Origin of the sequence: Synechococcus sp. KORDI-52 (genome assembly GCF_000737595.1) — a bacterium.
Classification (GTDB): Bacteria; Cyanobacteriota; Cyanobacteriia; order PCC-6307; family Cyanobiaceae; genus Parasynechococcus.
Map to the genome: position 1 here is coordinate 2509290 of NZ_CP006271.1, position 16387 is coordinate 2525676.

Genomic DNA, 16387 nt, shown 5'->3' on the forward strand with positions numbered 1-16387 from the left:
CTGCCATAGGCTGCCGGCGCTGACGCCCCTGAAACCGTGCTCGATCAGCGCCTTGTGCGTGACAACCCCGAAACGATCGCCCAGCAACTGGGGCGTCGAGGTAAGGCTGTTGATCTGACCCAACTGCAGCTCATTGCGCAGCAGCAGCGCAATCTGGAGCAACAACGCAGCAGCCTGCAGGCGGAGGGCAACCGGATCGGCAAGGAAGTCGGCCAACGCATCAAGTCGGGCGCTGATCCCAAAGGCGATGAGGTCGCCGAACTTCGCCAACAGGGCAATGCCATCAAGCAGAAGGTGGCGGTGCTGGAGGAGGAGGAAAAGCAGCTCTCGCGTGAGCTAAAGCAGCAGCTTCTGGGGTTCCCCAACCTGCCCGCTGAAAGCTGCCCTGATGGGAGCAGTGAAGACGACAACGTTGAACTGCGCCGCTGGGGAACCCCCAGGGTTGAAAACAACCTGGAGGAGCACTGGCAGATCGCTGAACGGCTGCAGCTGTTCGACACCGAACGCTCCGTCCGCATTGCGCAGAGCCGTTTCGTCACACTTATGGGGCAAGGGGCACGGCTGGAGCGTGGGCTGATCAATTTCATGCTCGACCTCCACACAAGCAAGGGTTATCGAGAGGTGCTGCCCCCGGTGCTGGTGAACACCGCCAGCCTCACCGGCTCAGGACAACTGCCCAAGTTCGCCGAGGAAAGCTTCCGTTGCGCGGAAGACGACCTCTGGCTGACACCGACCGCTGAGGTGCCCGTGACCTCCTTGCACCGGGACGAAATCATCCCGGCAGACCAACTGCCCCTGCGTTACGCCGCCTACAGCCCCTGCTTCCGTCGTGAGGCCGGCAGCTACGGCCGCGACACCCGTGGCTTGATTCGCCTGCACCAGTTCAACAAGGTGGAGCTGTACTGGTTTGTGCATCCCGATCACTCCGAAGAGGCGCACCAGCAGATCACAGCCGATGCAGAAGCGGTGCTTCAGGCACTGGAGCTGCCCTATCGGGTCTTGGACCTCTGCACCGCCGACCTCGGCTTTTCCGCCCGCAGGACCTACGACCTCGAGGTCTGGCTGCCGGGGGCTGGGGCTTACCGGGAAATCTCCAGTTGCAGCGTCTGCGGCGATTTCCAGGCGCGACGGTCCTCCATCCGCACCAAGGAAGGCAAGGCCACGACATTGGTGCACACCCTGAATGGCAGTGGCCTGGCCGTCGGCAGAACCATGGCGGCCCTGTTGGAAAACGGCCAGCAACCCGACGGCAGTGTCCTGCTGCCCAAAGCGCTGGTGCCCTACGTCGGCCGCAAGCGGCTCCAGCCAGAATGATCCGACTGGACTCCTGACGGACATATGAACGTGTTGGCCGCCCTTCTGGTGCTCGCCCTGCTGATCGTGGTGCATGAGGCAGGCCATTTTCTTGCTGCCACGCTCCAGGGCATCCGCGTCAGCGGTTTTTCCATTGGCTTTGGCCCGGCCCTGATCAAGAAGCAACGGCGTGGGGTGACCTACGCCCTGCGGCTGCTGCCCCTGGGTGGTTTCGTTGCCTTCCCCGACGACGACGAGGAGAGCACGATCCCTGCTGATGATCCGGATCTGCTGCGCAACCGCCCGATCCCCCAGCAGGCGTTGGTGGTGGCTGCAGGCGTGTTAGCCAACCTGGCCTTGGCCCTGGTGGTGCTGTTCGCTCAGGCAGCGTTTGTCGGCGTGCCCGCCGCGCCGGATCCTGGGGTTCTGGTGGTTCAGGTGCAACCGGGTGGTGCTGCCGCCCGCTCCGGGCTTCGTGCGGGCGACCAGATCCTCAGCCTGAATGACCAACCCCTTGCCGCAGGACAACGGGGCGTTGCCACGATGGTGCGGGATGTGAAAGCAGCACCCGAGCAACCCATCCGCGTGGAGCGAAAGCGGGGAGACGCGACGTCCACGGTTGAACTGATCCCCGACGATCAACAGGGCACAGGAAAAATTGGAGCCCAACTGCAGGCCAACATCAGTGGGGAGATGCGCCCCGTCCGCAATCCCGTTGAACTGGTTCTCACCACCGGCTCGCAATTCAGCCAAATGCTGGAGCAAACCGTGCGCGGCTACGCCGGTCTCCTGACGAACTTCCGAGCCACGGCAGGCCAGGTGAGTGGTCCCGTGAAGATCGTTGAGATGGGCGCACAGCTCAGCCAGCAGGGGGGATCCGGGTTGGTGCTCTTCTCAGCCTTGATCTCAATCAATCTGGCGGTGCTCAATTCACTGCCGCTTCCGCTGCTCGATGGCTGGCAAATGATGATGCTCGCGATTCAGTCCGTTCGGGGTCGTCCGGTGTCGGAGCGGATCCAGATGGCCTTCGTGCAATCCGGTTTTCTTCTTCTGGTGGGGCTCACGCTTGTGCTGATCGTGCGTGACACCACACAACTGCCGGTGGTGCAGCAATTGATGGGTCGCTGAGGGGGGCGAGGTCGCCCGTGTATCGTTAACGATTCGTTCACTCGCTGCCCTCAGCTGCATGGCCAAAAAGTCGATGATCGCTCGCGATGTGAAGCGAAAGAAAACGGTTGAGCGCTATGCAGCCAAGCGCGCAGCACTGATGGAAGCCTTCAACGCAGCAGAAGATCCGATGGATCGCCTGGAGATCCATCGCAAGATCCAGGCTCTGCCTCGCAACAGCGCACGCATCCGTGTGCGCAACCGCTGCTGGGCCACCGGCAAACCCAGAGGCGTGTATCGCGATTTCGGTCTCTGCCGTAACCAGCTTCGTGAGCGCGCCCACAAAGGAGAACTGCCAGGCGTGGTCAAGTCCAGCTGGTGATCAGTCTGTCGCCCTGGCGTCATGAGGGGAGGCTTGGCCTCCCCTTTCTTGTGAAGAGCAGCCATGAAATGTCAGACTTGGGATTGACAAAAGGACATAAGACGTCGTGCAAGGACAAACCCAGTCGATCTCCTTTGACGGACGCGAGATTCGACTGACCACCGGGCGCTTCGCCCCTCAGGCGGGAGGATCCGTCTTGGTGGAGTGTGGCGACACCGCCGTGCTTGTGACCGCAACCCGCTCGGGGGGGCGTGAAGGCATTGATTTTCTGCCGCTGATCTGCGACTACGAAGAGCGGCTTTATGCAGCTGGCCGCATTCCCGGCAGCTACATGCGTCGTGAGAGCCGCCCACCCGAACGCGCCACGCTCACGGCTCGACTGATTGATCGCCCCATGCGGCCGCTGTTCCCCAGCTGGCTGCGCGACGACCTGCAGGTGGTCGCCACCTGCCTATCCCTCGATGAGCGGGTCCCCGCCGATGTTCTGGCGGTGACGGGCGCATCGATTGCCACGCTGCTCGCGGGCATCCCCTTCAACGGCCCGATGGCAGCCGTGCGGGTGGGCCTGCTGGGGGATGACTTCGTCCTCAACCCGAGTTACCGGGAAATCGAACGGGGTGATCTCGACCTGGTGGTCGCCGGCACCCCAGATGGCGTGGTGATGGTCGAGGCCGGTGCCAACCAGCTGCCCGAGCAGGACGTGATCGAGGCGATCGATTTCGGCTACGAAGCGATCTGCGAACTGATCAAGGCTCAGGAACAGCTGCTCAAGGATCTGGGCATCACCCAGGTGAAGCCGGAGAAGCCTGAAGAAGACAGCACCGTTCCCGCCTATCTGGAGAAACAGTGCAGCAAAGCGATCAGCGCTGTGCTCAGCAAGTTTGATCAAAGCAAGGAGGAGCGGGACACAGCCCTGGAAACTGTGAAGGGCGAGGTGTCCGAGACCATCGCGGGTCTTAAAGAAGACCATGCCGTTCGCCAGGCTCTGGCCAGCAGCCCGAAACTGCTCGGCAACAGCTTCAAGGCTCTGACCAAGACATTGATGCGTCAGCAGATTCTCAAGGACGGCAAGCGTGTTGACGGACGCGGCCTCGACGAGGTGCGTCAGATCAGCGCCATGGCCGGCGTGCTGCCGCGCCGGGTGCATGGCTCCGGTCTGTTCCAGCGCGGACTGACCCAGGTGCTCTCCACTGCAACGCTGGGCACCCCCAGCGATGCTCAGGAGATGGATGATCTCCATCCCAACACCGAGAAGCTATACCTGCACCATTACAACTTCCCGCCCTATTCCGTCGGTGAAACGCGGCCGATGCGCTCCCCCGGTCGACGTGAGATCGGCCATGGCGCCCTGGCCGAGCGGGCCATTCTTCCAGTACTTCCCGAGAAGGACACCTTCCCTTACGTGGTGCGTGTGGTGAGCGAAGTGCTCAGCTCCAATGGCTCCACCTCAATGGGTTCCGTCTGCGGCAGCACCCTGTCGCTGATGGATGCCGGTGTGCCGTTGAAGGCCCCGGTGAGTGGCGCTGCCATGGGTCTGATCAAGGAAGGTGATGAGGTTCGGATCCTCACCGACATCCAGGGCATCGAGGACTTCCTCGGTGATATGGACTTCAAGGTGGCCGGTAGCGAAAAGGGCATCACCGCCCTGCAGATGGATATGAAGATCACCGGCCTCTCCGTGAAGACGGTGGCCGAAGCCGTGAATCAAGCGCGCCCGGCACGGCTCCACATCCTCGAGAAGATGCTCGAGGCGATCGACACCCCTCGGGACAACCTGTCTCCCCATGCCCCACGTCTGCTCAGCTTCCGGATTGATCCTGAGCTGATCGGCACCGTGATCGGCCCCGGTGGACGCACAATTAAAGGCATCACCGAGCGCACCAACACCAAGATCGACATCGAGGACGGTGGCATCGTGACCATCGCCTCCCACGATGGTGCTGCGGCTGAAGAAGCCCAGAAGATCATCGAAGGCCTAACCCGCAAGGTCAATGAAGGCGAGGTGTTCTCCGGGTCGATCACACGGATCATCCCGATCGGAGCCTTCGTGGAGATCCTCCCTGGCAAGGAGGGCATGATCCACATCTCGCAGCTCTCCGAAGCTCGTGTCGAAAAGGTCGAAGACGTGGTGAAGGTGGGCGACGAGGTGACTGTTCGGGTGCGCGAAATCGACAACCGCGGCCGCATCAACCTCACCCTACGAGGCGTGCCCCAGGCCGGCGACGCCGCCGAAGTGGAGCCTCAGCCCACCCCGGTGGCACCGCTCAACTGATCAGGTCTCAGACCTGAAAGCCGGGATCGATCTCGGCCATGGCCCGCGTCGCACGCTCTCCGAGCTCGGCGTGGGCTTTTCCATGGCTGGCGATCAGACAGCCGGCCTGACGCACATCGCCGGTGTTGTACGTGAGGTCGGCCTGATCGGCATGGGTGAAACGACCACCAGCCGCCAGCAGCACCGCCTCCGGAGCAGCCATGTCCCAATCCTTGGGAGCACTCTTGCCAGAGAGGGATACATAGAGGTCAGTTTCACCTCTCAGGATCGTGGCCACCTTGAAGCCAACGCTGCCCACGGCTTTGGAACCGCCGAGATTGAGGGCATCAATGAGCTTGACCAAACGGTCGTCGCGGTGGCTGCGGCTGGCCACCAGGATCAGATCTGAAACCACAGTTCTGTCGCTGAAGCGAACCGGCGACCGCTCACCCTGACGGTCTTCACACCAGGCACCCTCACCAACGATGCCGATCCACAGTTCATCGGCTTCCGGCAGAAGCACAACTCCGATCACTGGCCGCTTGTCGCGCACCAGGGCCAGATGAACGGCGTATTCGCCTGTGCCCTGCAGGAAATCCTTAGTGCCATCAAGGGGATCGAGAATCCACAGCCACTCCGCCGGCAGCGGTTGGCCTTCCGTGAGCTGCTCCTTGGCGGTCTCCTCGCTGAGCAGCGTCCAGTCGGCCTTGGGGAACGCGGCAGACAGTCCATCGAGCAACCACTTGTTCACGGCCAGATCAGCCGCAGAGACGGGGCCTTCCCCGCCTTCATCGACACTCAACGCCTTGGGGAAACCATGCGGAGGCTGCTCGCCGCGGGCATAGGCCCGCAGGATGTCGGCGGCACCCCAACTCAAGCGACGCAATTCCGTCAGCAGAGCCTCCTGGTTCACGCCAGCGGGGAGAACGGCAGAGCTGGGCATCATGATCAACAGAGGCGCTCGCCATTGTGATGCAGCGGGATGAACCAAGCGGCGGCAGCCTTTATCTGGTGGGCACTCCCATTGGTCATCTGGGGGACCTGTCACCACGAGCCCGCGACTTGCTCCGCAGCGTGGATGTGATCGCCTGTGAAGACACCCGTCACAGCGGACAGCTTCTCAGCAGTCTTGGAGCGAGCGGCCGCAAGCTGTCCTTTCATCAGCACAACACCCGCACCCGCTTGCCCCAACTGCTGGATCTGCTGACCGACGGACAAAGCCTGGCGGTGATCAGTGATGCCGGGCTTCCGGGCATCAGCGACCCCGGTGAAGAGCTGGTGGCCGCCGCGCACCAAGCAGGCCATCCCGTGATCTGCATTCCTGGCCCCTGCGCCGCCACCACTGCTCTGGTGAGCAGCGGCTTGCCAAGTGGACGTTTCTGCTTCGAAGGATTTCTGCCGGCCAAAGGCAAGGAGCGGCGGGCACGCCTGGAGGCCATCAGCCATGAACCCCGCACCATGGTGCTGTACGAAGCGCCGCACCGCCTGATCACGTTGCTCGAGGAACTCCAGCACCACTGCGGAGGAGAGCGTCCCCTGCAGGTGGCACGGGAACTGACCAAACGCCATGAAGAACAAGTGGGGCCGACAGTGGACCTTGCCCTGCTGCACTTTCAGCAGCACCCGCCCCAAGGGGAATGCACGGTTGTGCTGGGGGGAGCAGCGCCGGAAATCGCAGAAGAACCTGACGATGATGACTTGCTCAGTCAGCTGCAGGCGTTGCAGGAGGAGGGGGCAAGCGCCAGCGACGCTGCGAGGCAATTGGCCCAGACCACAGGGCTGTCCAGACGACGGCTGTATGCCCTCTTGCACCAGGGCACGTCAAACTAAGCGCGTGACGGTTGTGCTGTGTTGATTCGCCTTCGTCTTCTGCTGATCAGCTTCGGCGGTGGCCTGCTGCTGCTGCTGCTGCTCTGCCTTGGAGCGCAGAACCTTCAGGATCGCCACACGATCCAACTCGGGGGGCAGCGCTCGGTGCCTCTTCCCACGGGTTTTATCGTGGGCGTTGCTCTGGTGATCGGTGTGATCAGTGGCGGAACCGCGACGGCCGTCTTGCTTCCCGATCAGCGCGATCGCTTCGATTAAGAGCGATCAACTCCGGTGATCAGGCATCAAGCGCAATCAGCGTTCCGTCCAACACCAAGCGAGTGATGCCTCGAGCCAACAGGTAGCTGCTGGTGCGCTGAAACACAGCCGTATCGGGAACCTTGATCACCCGCTGGCTCCGCCCGCACTGGCGCTTTGCAGCGCGAGGGCTGGCAAACAGGCACAACCCGTGACGTTCCTGCTCGGCATCGTCGAGGAGTCCCAACTCGGGAAACTCCTTGAGTGGGCGCGCATCCAGCTCAACCACCTTGTCGACAAGCATGTAGGCGCTGTCGGGCAGCAGGTCGACACTGAACGGTTGCGCCTGATTCAGGGGACGATCACTGAGCTCACCAACGCCCAGCAAGGGGACAAGCTCCGTGAAGGTTTCTGTGCTGCCGTTGTCCTCGTCTTCAGCGAGCTCATCATCAGGGTCTTCGCCGAAGTCATCAGCGTCATCAAGGGCCAAGCTGCTGTCATCAGCCTTGATGGAGTCAGCTTCGGATTCAATCGGCTTGGTGGGTCCTACCTGATGAGCAGCAGCAGCCGATCCCCTGAGGCGACTGGCTTTCAAGGCCGCATAGGCCTCAGCGGGCATCATTGATTTCACCGTACGGCTGACGGTGTTGGCACTGCAGCCAAAGGAATCGGCCAGAGCAGCTGTTGACTCGCCGGCCTTGTAGCGACCCACCAGATCCTGTTTTTCGCTGTCGCTGAGACGACGCGGCGTCATGGATCCCGATCAAGAACAAATCACTTTAGGCGGCTCGAGGAAGCCAAAGCAGCCTTTCCTGGATCAGCCTGGCAAGATGGTCCAACTAGCTCCCTTAGCTCAGCTGGATAGAGCAACTGCCTTCTAAGCAGTCGGTCGATGGTTCGAATCCATCAGGGGGCGTCGCCAAAAAGCCCAGCAATAGCAGGGATTCTTACATCGAGACCAGCCTTGCTGGTTTCCGTTCATTTTGAGGATGTTTGGGCATCTTCCATGCTGTTTCCGTGCGATCTTCCGTGCAGCTCGATAGTTTCCGTGCACGGCAGTGACGCACATGCCAAAGGAGCGCGCTGACGCACAGCCTTGGGAGGCGGCACTGAAGCGTGCGATTAAGACGCAGCACAAATGGGGCTATTCGGTACGACCCATGCGCGGGAAGGTGCAAGTCGAGCGGTTTGGCACATGGCACTAGTGATTCTTTTAAAAGACTCACCCCCTAGAGAAACAGCAGACGCCGCCGCACTGATGGGCAAACCACCTGTGCCACCTGTGCCAGATGACTGGGAAGCCAAACGAGATTGGGCATGGAGGATGAAGGATGAATCCCTTGTGCTGAAAATTCGCGTTATCCAAGCCGCGTATCTCCGCAGGGAAAAATACTCATGTCACATGTGTCTGCATGGCGACACCCTGTTTAAGGCCCCCCTGGAGCGAGTTATGCAATCGGATCGCTCACGCTTGCGCGAACTGGAAATACGAGTCGCACACCCTCAGCACTGGAGCGCTGGCGAACACCGCATGAACATCGAGAACCTGCGCCAATTGCAGTTCCGCCTCAGCGACCAGCCCGAGAAACTTCGCCAACGGGCTAAGTAGAAAGACTCACGCAGTTGAATCTTGCCGGTCGGTGTCAGTTGGTTTTTGGCGGTAGTTCAAACAGGGCCTCATAGCTAGAACAAATAGGTCGCACAGCAGCTATGTCAGACCAAGCTTTAATTAGCTTCGCAAGCGCAGTTAAGGAAGATGCAGCATTGAGAGCCATCTGTGCAAGTGACAAATGTGCTGATGTTGACGACCAATGCGATGTAGCCAAGCAGCATGGCTTTGATGTACATCCACACGATTTTGACAATTACAAAGATGGCTTACTTGTAGAACAAGCGGACGAGGACTTCTTCCTCAAACCGAAATGGTGGGAAATAGTTTCGTGATTGCCTACAAGTTCAATTAAACAATTTCCCTCGATAGACCTAGAGAAGCAGGGTTCAAATAACCGTGGACAACTGATGCGAACTTGCGCGATTGCCGCGCAAAGCACAACAAGTGCATCTGGAGAAAACACGGCCACCGATTTGGATGGTGACTAACCAGTACGAGGGTGAGGAAACGCCAGCGCCACCTGATGACCTGGCAGTTTTCGAGCCATGGCTTGTATTCAGCTGCGAAGGCGAGCACCCAGAAGGTGACACCGGCCAAGCCATCGGCAAACTCTGCCCATTGCAGTGAATCAGTCTCTATCGCGACTCAGAGGCATCTCCCTTGTACTGCCAGCGTTCTAGTCGTCTTAATTCCATGATTTCCATTCGTCTTCTATTGGTTTCCATCTCAGCCTCACGTGCTAATTGTTCAAGTTGAGCATTTGTGCGCTTTTGGTAGTTTGAAGATACAAAAGGCATTGGGATTAAGCAGATAGATGCGCAGAAACTAAAAACCGATGTGTAAATGGCGCGTGAAAGCGTCATCCAACTACACCTATTCGTGTAGTTAGGTAAAGGAGCTCAAGCGAAGGCAGCAGCGGCAGCCTCACGCTGAGCAGGCGTCACTTCGAGATAACGCTGCAGGGCTGACATGGATTTGTGCCCAGACAGCGCCATAACCACCCGCAAGGGCACTCCAGCATTGTGTGCACTAGTTAGAGCCGAACGGCGAAAACTGTGGCTTAAGACGCCTTCTAAGCCCGATTCAGCGGCGGCCCTTTCAAGCGCATCCATAAAACTGCACGTACTCAGGCAAGAACCTGCAAATCTGCCTGGAACGAGATAGTCACCAGCCACAGGTTCACGTCCCTGCCGCACTACACAAGTAGATCTCCAAGAGCACAGGGCTTCCCACAGCTGCGGCGTAACCGGCACCGACCGACTGGCCAGCTTGCCTTTGGTGATTCCGCGCTGGAACGTAACGGCAGATTCCGAAACCATGTCCCAGGTGAGCAGCGTTGCCTCGCCAATGCGGCAGCCAGTGCGCCGACAAACCTCGGCAGTGATCTGGTGATGCTGCTCAGGCAGCTTTGAAATCAATAAATCGAGCTCGTCGGTGCCCATCACTCGACTCTGCCCGTGTCGATTGGACTTATAGCCAAGAATTCAGTGCTGGTAAGCCACCGCGTCTTATTAGTATTTTACGCGGTGTTCATTCCTTGGGATCACAAGGCATCACGCATCCTTGCTGACCATTTCTTATGCAATTCGCTTCTTAGATGACACTTACTGTTATCAGCTTTGCTGAACACTTAGGGAGTAAGGCTCGGATTTCTGATGTTACGGGTAAACCTCAGGGAACCTTCTCAAACAGCGCCAATTCCTGACAGACTTAATGTAGCACAGCCGACAGATAAAACACTGGGGAGTATTCAAGAAAGCGCATCTGGTCGAGATGATTACACCCTGGAACACAACAACGAATGAGTGGCTAGTCCTCTCACGTTGCAACCGGGTGGCAGAACAACTCTTCAGCAGAGATCGACAATCAGCCGATAAACTTGCAAGGCTTGCATGTCAACACTGGACAATAGAAGGCATCTCGTCAGAAGAACTTAGGGACCGCAGGACTCCTGGCATGAGTGACAGACGAAGGCTCGCAAATGGAAGCAGCTAAACGCCAAAGGTTTAACCGCTGGAGCGTGATGAGTAACCACGAGATCAACCGCTATGACGCAATCCCGCCGCACATCATCAAGGCGCTGACGCTTTGCGCCAACGGATCCACCTGGGCTGATGCGGCAGCTGCTGTTGGCATCAAAGGTCCTTGCCTACGTCGCTGGTATAAAGACCGCAGGCCTGAAGAGTTCATCGAAACGTTGGCACGTGAGGACCTAAACGTCGCCAACAATTTGCTGACTTCAGCTGCACCAAGGCTGGCTGATGAACTTATCCAGATTGCGCTGGATCAGAAGGTGAGACCTACGCAAGAACGCAAGCAATTAGTGAAAGCCTCAAGATTCTCCGGGAAAATGTTCTCGAGCAGGAGCAACGGAAACAACTACGGGAGATTCGCGAGACGTTGCAATCCATCGAAGACGGCAGCAAGCAGGCCATTGATGTTTAACTCTGCGATGTAATCATGTGAAAAGAAAAGCCCCAGATCATTGGGAGCCGAGGCTTGATCTTTTATCTAATAGAAGCTCCAACGATGGTGATACTTCGGTCGCATGTGGCTGTATGACGGCATCCTCGAATAAGTCGGCCTTCTTGTGTATGAGGACCGTCTGTAATGAAAAGGTCTATGACCCGTTAAGTAACTTCCAGTGATCTGTTTGGGAAGTATGAGACCGTCGCGTGGGTCATCTGTCTTCAAGATAATATCTTCGATGGTGAAGTCACTTGTGTCATCATGATGTCCATTGCTCTTGATATTGACATCCTGGCCCCTAGAAACAAAATCAGCCGGGGGAGGACTGTAGGCACCACGGAAACCACCTACTGAACCTCCTGATGTTCGATTGACAGGCTTCGCGGTTAAAACTTTCCTGACAGGATCAGCAACAGCTTGAATTGCACGATGTGGCTTTCTAATAGTGGCTTTTGTTCCTGCTACTGGATCACATAACCAACAAGCTTCTGCTGGTTGAGGCAACCCAGATATCGATATACCAGCAAGCACAAGACCAAGAAGAAGTTTCATTGTTGGGCCGCCAAATATGAGGACCTTTACAGAATTACCTAGATGTACTCGGTCTTGATTGATTCAGGTCATGCACTGCTGTGATCTTGGTCACGCTAATTCACTTCATCCATGATCAATGCATGTCTGTCGTTATTGCAGATGGCTATCTAGCCAGGAGTCTTCTGCTGTTTGATTCATGGTTGGCGCTCCAACTTCCGTGCACTGAACCCAGCGGTGGCGCAGCAAGCCGAAATGCTGCTGGGTGGTCCGTTGAGCTTGGCGCTGCAAGCCGCAATGGATGCAAGCGAAACCCTCTCGGTTGACTGGACCGCGAACTCTCGATTCGGCGCCCTGCGCTGCACGAGCAGCTGCGCCAGGAAGCAATGCAACGTGCCATCGACCAAATCGGCGAGAACCGCAAAGCAGAAGCCGAACGCAGGGCTGCCAACACCCCAACACCCGCACTGTTGGCTGAGCAGCTGCATCGGTCAAAGCAGCAGGCGATTTACGAGCTGAGGGGCAACACTCACCCGCTGGACCGACGCAATGATGTTTGAGAAAGCCGTCAACCGCCTTGCGGCTAGTTGGCACGTTCACCTGCCAAAAGCAGACGTACTCGCCTCAGCCCAGCGAAAGCGCTACCTGCGGCTGGAACGGGAGCGGTTGCTGACGTCCGCTGGCAAGCCAGTAGCAAGTGATGCGCTGACCCGTTGAGCCCAGACGTACGACTGCATTGCTCGCAGTTGATTTGCAACGCTGAGATCGGCGAGGTCACCTCTGGAAGAGCAGTGGCTTCGTTCGCAAAAAAAATGCTCCAATTACGGAGCGAGAACGTAATGCCGTGGAAATCCCACATCACCCGGCCTAATCACCACATTTGTGGCGTTGTGTCGATGATAGTCGAATGGTTTTGTATCCGCTAGGCACTAGATGGAGCAGTTTATGGGGGTTACTTTAGGAACCCCCATCACCCGGCCTGTCCCAGTGACAGGCTTTTTTGTTGGCGAAACACCACAGCTGGCGGTGGGGACCAAGTAACTCTTCAAGCCGCTTCAGGAGCCCAGCCAGCCTCAGTACGCCACGTTGGCGCCCAGAGCTTGCATCTCTTCTTGAGGTGGGTCGCCCTGCGCCACCTGGCATTGTCTGTGGTTGAAGCCCAACACAAGCGCTACCTGCGGCTGGAACGGGAGCGGTTGCTGACGTCGGTGGGGACTGCGACTGATGAGCGTTTAGTGGAACGCTCAGTAGGTGAGGCTTCCAGATGCCTAGAGCAGCTCAAAGTTGCAGCTCAAATCTTTGATACCCCTAAACAAAACCGGTCCTTCAAGCCTGTAGATCGACAGCACCTCACCTGCGATATCTGGTTCAGTGTGTGGAAAGGGGGGTGGCTGTTGAACATCAATGCGATAACGGTGTGCTGTGGTGATTCTCCAGACTTCAGGCTCATCCTCCAACCAGAGGACTGACGCGTGTTCTCAGGCAGATTCAAGATTGACCGTCGCTGAGATCACTGGTTCCTTCGTGTTGGCAAAGCAAGCCATTTGAAAGGACTTGCCAGACCTCAGGATGGGATCGCCGCTACAGCTGGCGAGCACGAGTAGGGGCAGAAGCAGGAACAGTCGTTTCATATTCCAAGTTTGGGTCTAGTCCAGGGACTGGCGGCTTCGTGCAACTACTGGAAACAACGAGCAGGGCTGAGATCAATCTTCCGTGCAAACACAAAAAATTGGCTGAAATCCCTTGCCGAGAAGCGGCAAGCAACTGCCTTGTAAGCAGTCGGTAATGGTTCGAATCCATCAGGGAGCGGCTCAAAAGGCCACGCAAGCCATGCGTCGTGCAAGTGTGCCGAATGCTGACTGCGGGTCGCACCAGAAGCTCAGCCGGCAAGATGGCCAACGCACCCCAAAATTTTGCAGACAGCGACGATTGCTGCATGATCAGTTGAAGACTCGATGTTTTGAGGCACTCGACCATGGGCAATCAGATGAGAAGCAAACCTCAAATACTCGATTCAATTCGGACCATTTGAATGAAGATGGAATACATCTTTTTTGTTATGCCTTCATGTCGACTTTGTAGCTCCTTGACGTTCGCCTGAACTCGTACTGGACGAAGAACCTGAAAAATTTTCTACCACAAAAGAGGAATCATGCCCAATCAATCAAAAGCGCTCATCACTCCTATCAACCTTTGCTTTTAGAGCTTCGATCTCCTTGCGTAGGTCATCTTCGGCTGAGCCCTCAGCATCGTAAGCACGGGCTCCTCGGAACATCAATCCACCACCCGAGGCAATCATCACAATGAAAGCAATGAGTTGCCAAAGAGTTGTAGAGCGGAACTCAATCTGAATACTGCTCAAAACTCCCGCCAATAATGCAGCAAGGGATGCCCAGATGAGCAGATTCGCCCAACGCCGATATGTTCCCGCAAAAAGCATGCAGACACCTATGCCCAGAGGCACCATGAGCAGGCCCATCCCTGATGTACCGAACAGGAATGAGAGCCCCCCCATCCCCCGCGATAGCCGGAGATCCACTCGCTTCTAACGAGAACTTGATTGGAAAGCAAAAATCCTCCTGCGCCAAACAAGCATGCACCCACCAAAAATTGACTGAAATCTCCAAATGCATTTGTGCGGGGCATGGGCATGGAGCTGCTATGGCAAGGATTGCCGTCAAGGCATCAACTGGCAACTGTGATGACACGATCTCTTAGCAGCAAGAGCCTGCCAAGGGCCAATGTCGAGCCCCGGGAACCCCATCAAATCGCTTCACATGCTTGGAGCACGGACAGCAAGACTCAGCGGGGGAAGCAAATGATGCGCCGTATGGACCAGCCCCATGCCAGTGCCAAGGCCTGAACTATCAGCCTTGATCGAAGCGCAAGAACACCAACAGCCAGATCACCGTCGGCACGATCTGAGCCATTTAAAAAACTGGGGAAGGGTCACGAATCAGCCCGTCAATCGGTCCGCTTTTCATGCATTTATCAGCGAACATCCTTAATAGAAAAGATTAATCACGTCAATAGAACAGGAAAGAAAACACAAAACCCAAAGGGGTCAAATGAGTTCATTGCCTGCAAATCAGGCGATCAAAATAGCAAAAGTCGCACTCAAAAACAGATTAACTGATCAGCGAAATAGGGAGTTTGGCAAAATCTCAGAGCAGATTCCAGGAATATCAGAGTTAACAGTATCAAGGACAAATGCCTTTCAGCACTCTTGCAAATGGCATATCTTGCCAGTCAATATCAATATTCAACGTCCCATTCAGAGCGACTTTCTTTCAATAACTTCTGTCAGATGAGCCATGGCAGCAGCAAGCTGCGCCTGCGGATCCGGCTGCGCTTCCTCAATCACCTGCTTTTTGCGTTTCGCAGCTTCAATAGATTGGACGATCACAAAACACACAAAGGCAATCGCAATAAAGTTAATAAGAGCAACCAGCACAAGGCCGGCGGGCAACTCTGCGATTGAACTCACATTAGCTTTTTCCAAGGCCGGCTCCAATGCATTTGTCATGACCAAGGTCACAACTGAATTCACAACCTCCTTAAATGCGCCAGCAATAATCACAGCAATTGCCAGATCAACAACATTGCCCTTACTGATGAAAGCTTTGAAAGCAGAAATAAACGAGAGCGGTCTTGACATTGCGATGGTTTATAAACTGATCACTTATAGCTGCAAGACCAGTTCTCAGCAACTTCTCACACTCCAGCCCTGAGTGGAAACGATGGAAACGATGGGAACGTCATCGATCGATGAAGGAGAGGTATTGCATCCGCAAACATGATGCAGTGGCCCTCTGCTATCGAGATTAAGCATTTATACTCTTTTGCCATCAAGCCCAAAGAAGCGCTCACCCACCCACCACACAATTCAATCAAGAACAGACACAGGACCACAAAAACGAGCAGAAAGCTCTCCAGCTCACCCATTTCTCAGCTATTTCTCACACAGCACTCATCCAGCATAAAAAGGATTGAAGAGAATTGAAGAAGAGACGAGTGAGACAGGTTCTTGACCTCTACAAAATTAGTTGCACAACGGGTCGCAACAGCCTACGCACAATACAAAGTTCACCCATGCATGGCGAACAAAGTCGCGCTCAATTCAAGCCTTGACATCTTGGCAAGTCTCTTTGATGAATGCGATGAAAACATTGAAACATCCAGCACTACGGAAGATTTCGGCCTTAATTTTTAATTTACATTTTAGCAGCACAGCTAGCAGCTGAGCTGCAGTATTAACTATTTAGCTTAAAATCGAAGGTTTAATCACATTACACTTGATTCTCTACACATTTGATGCAAACTGAGCTCTTTTTTGCAGCCAAATCGATAAGCTAATCTTTTTAAAATCTTGAATAATTACAATTTTTGGCTTGCACAACCAATATTCTAATTGAGCAGAAATTCCCCGAGAACCGACACACAAAATCGTATATGTGACAACAAGCATCTAAATCACCCACTCAAATACGCTTATGCTGGCCACAGTCAACTTAAAATATTGTCACACGTAATAACAAAATCTTGTTACTCTCATTGATCCAAAATTAAATTCCATGGCTAGCAGCCCTTCGCCAAGAAGAACTCCCAAGACGAGCTTTGGACGCCAGCAGGTCTAACTAAATTGACCCTCACAAGAAGATTCACTCCTGAAATTAAG

The 16387-nt window shown here is 55.9% G+C and carries 16 protein-coding genes and 1 tRNA gene; 11 read left to right on the forward strand and 6 right to left on the reverse strand.

Going from position 1 to position 16387, the window contains the following annotated elements:
- The first annotated feature begins 36 nt into the window (after window positions 1-36).
- The 4 genes from serS (at window position 37) to KR52_RS12910 (ending at window position 5054) form a co-directional block, all read left to right on the forward strand.
- Window positions 37-1314 (forward strand): serine--tRNA ligase, encoded by a 1278-nt coding sequence (gene serS / locus KR52_RS12895; RefSeq protein WP_038556496.1) that lies wholly within the window; start codon window positions 37-39, stop codon window positions 1312-1314.
- A 24-nt stretch (window positions 1315-1338) separates the two neighbouring features.
- Window positions 1339-2421 carry an RIP metalloprotease RseP gene (gene rseP / locus KR52_RS12900; protein ID WP_038556498.1) on the forward strand — a complete coding sequence of 361 codons (1083 nt, stop codon included), beginning with the start codon at window positions 1339-1341 and terminating at the stop codon, window positions 2419-2421.
- Window positions 2422-2479: 58 nt separating this feature from the next.
- Complete coding sequence (gene rpsN / locus KR52_RS12905; protein ID WP_038556500.1) at window positions 2480-2782, forward strand: 30S ribosomal protein S14; 303 nt, start codon at window positions 2480-2482, stop codon at window positions 2780-2782.
- Between the two features lie 106 nt (window positions 2783-2888).
- Window positions 2889-5054, forward strand: coding sequence for a polyribonucleotide nucleotidyltransferase (locus tag KR52_RS12910; protein ID WP_038556502.1), 2166 nt, complete (start codon window positions 2889-2891; stop codon window positions 5052-5054).
- A gap of 7 nt (window positions 5055-5061) precedes the next feature.
- Here KR52_RS12910 and KR52_RS12915 read toward each other — a convergent pair whose 3' ends face one another.
- On the reverse strand, window positions 5062-5979 hold the full coding sequence (locus KR52_RS12915) for a 3'(2'),5'-bisphosphate nucleotidase CysQ (protein ID WP_038556505.1): 918 nt from the start codon (window positions 5977-5979) through the stop codon (window positions 5062-5064).
- Between the two features lie 26 nt (window positions 5980-6005).
- On the opposite strand from KR52_RS12915, the gene rsmI reads away from it, so the two are divergent.
- Window positions 6006-6863: a 16S rRNA (cytidine(1402)-2'-O)-methyltransferase gene (gene rsmI / locus KR52_RS12920; protein WP_038556506.1), complete on the forward strand. Its 858-nt coding sequence runs from the start codon at window positions 6006-6008 to the stop codon at window positions 6861-6863.
- A gap of 18 nt (window positions 6864-6881) precedes the next feature.
- Window positions 6882-7118, forward strand: a complete 237-nt coding sequence (locus KR52_RS12925) for a hypothetical protein (RefSeq protein WP_038556508.1) — start codon at window positions 6882-6884, stop codon at window positions 7116-7118.
- Between the two features lie 19 nt (window positions 7119-7137).
- On the opposite strand, the gene KR52_RS12930 is transcribed toward KR52_RS12925, so the two are convergent.
- The gene (locus KR52_RS12930) at window positions 7138-7851 is read right to left on the reverse strand and encodes a helix-turn-helix domain-containing protein (protein WP_038556510.1); all 714 of its coding nucleotides are present in this window, start codon (window positions 7849-7851) and stop codon (window positions 7138-7140) included.
- An 88-nt stretch (window positions 7852-7939) separates the two neighbouring features.
- On the opposite strand from KR52_RS12930, the gene KR52_RS12935 reads away from it, so the two are divergent.
- A tRNA-Arg gene (locus KR52_RS12935) sits at window positions 7940-8013 on the forward strand.
- Between the two features lie 549 nt (window positions 8014-8562).
- Here KR52_RS12935 and KR52_RS15305 read toward each other — a convergent pair.
- Window positions 8563-8694: a hypothetical protein gene (locus tag KR52_RS15305; RefSeq protein WP_256382186.1), complete on the reverse strand. Its 132-nt coding sequence runs from the start codon at window positions 8692-8694 to the stop codon at window positions 8563-8565.
- 113 nt (window positions 8695-8807) lie between these two features.
- On the opposite strand from KR52_RS15305, the gene KR52_RS12945 reads away from it, so the two are divergent.
- Window positions 8808-9041: a hypothetical protein gene (locus KR52_RS12945; protein WP_038556520.1), complete on the forward strand. Its 234-nt coding sequence runs from the start codon at window positions 8808-8810 to the stop codon at window positions 9039-9041.
- A 567-nt stretch (window positions 9042-9608) separates the two neighbouring features.
- Here the strand turns inward: KR52_RS12945 and KR52_RS13900 are convergent.
- Window positions 9609-10151 carry a tyrosine-type recombinase/integrase gene (locus KR52_RS13900; RefSeq protein WP_071840258.1) on the reverse strand — a complete coding sequence of 181 codons (543 nt, stop codon included), beginning with the start codon at window positions 10149-10151 and terminating at the stop codon, window positions 9609-9611.
- Window positions 10152-10690: 539 nt separating this feature from the next.
- On the opposite strand from KR52_RS13900, the gene KR52_RS12955 reads away from it, so the two are divergent.
- From KR52_RS12955 to KR52_RS15020, 3 genes are all read left to right on the forward strand, one after another.
- A complete protein-coding gene (locus tag KR52_RS12955; RefSeq protein WP_253912417.1) occupies window positions 10691-11167 on the forward strand; it encodes a hypothetical protein in 477 nt (158 codons plus the stop codon).
- A gap of 928 nt (window positions 11168-12095) precedes the next feature.
- Window positions 12096-12269: a hypothetical protein gene (locus KR52_RS14570; protein ID WP_156957749.1), complete on the forward strand. Its 174-nt coding sequence runs from the start codon at window positions 12096-12098 to the stop codon at window positions 12267-12269.
- A gap of 540 nt (window positions 12270-12809) precedes the next feature.
- On the forward strand, window positions 12810-13178 hold the full coding sequence (locus tag KR52_RS15020; protein ID WP_038556524.1) for a hypothetical protein: 369 nt from the start codon (window positions 12810-12812) through the stop codon (window positions 13176-13178).
- Between the two features lie 695 nt (window positions 13179-13873).
- On the opposite strand, the gene KR52_RS13375 is transcribed toward KR52_RS15020, so the two are convergent.
- A complete protein-coding gene (locus tag KR52_RS13375) occupies window positions 13874-14188 on the reverse strand; it encodes a hypothetical protein (protein WP_051834375.1) in 315 nt (104 codons plus the stop codon).
- Window positions 14189-14983: 795 nt separating this feature from the next.
- Complete coding sequence (gene mscL / locus KR52_RS12975) at window positions 14984-15367, reverse strand: large conductance mechanosensitive channel protein MscL (protein WP_038556526.1); 384 nt, start codon at window positions 15365-15367, stop codon at window positions 14984-14986.
- Window positions 15368-16387: the final 1020 nt, after the last annotated feature.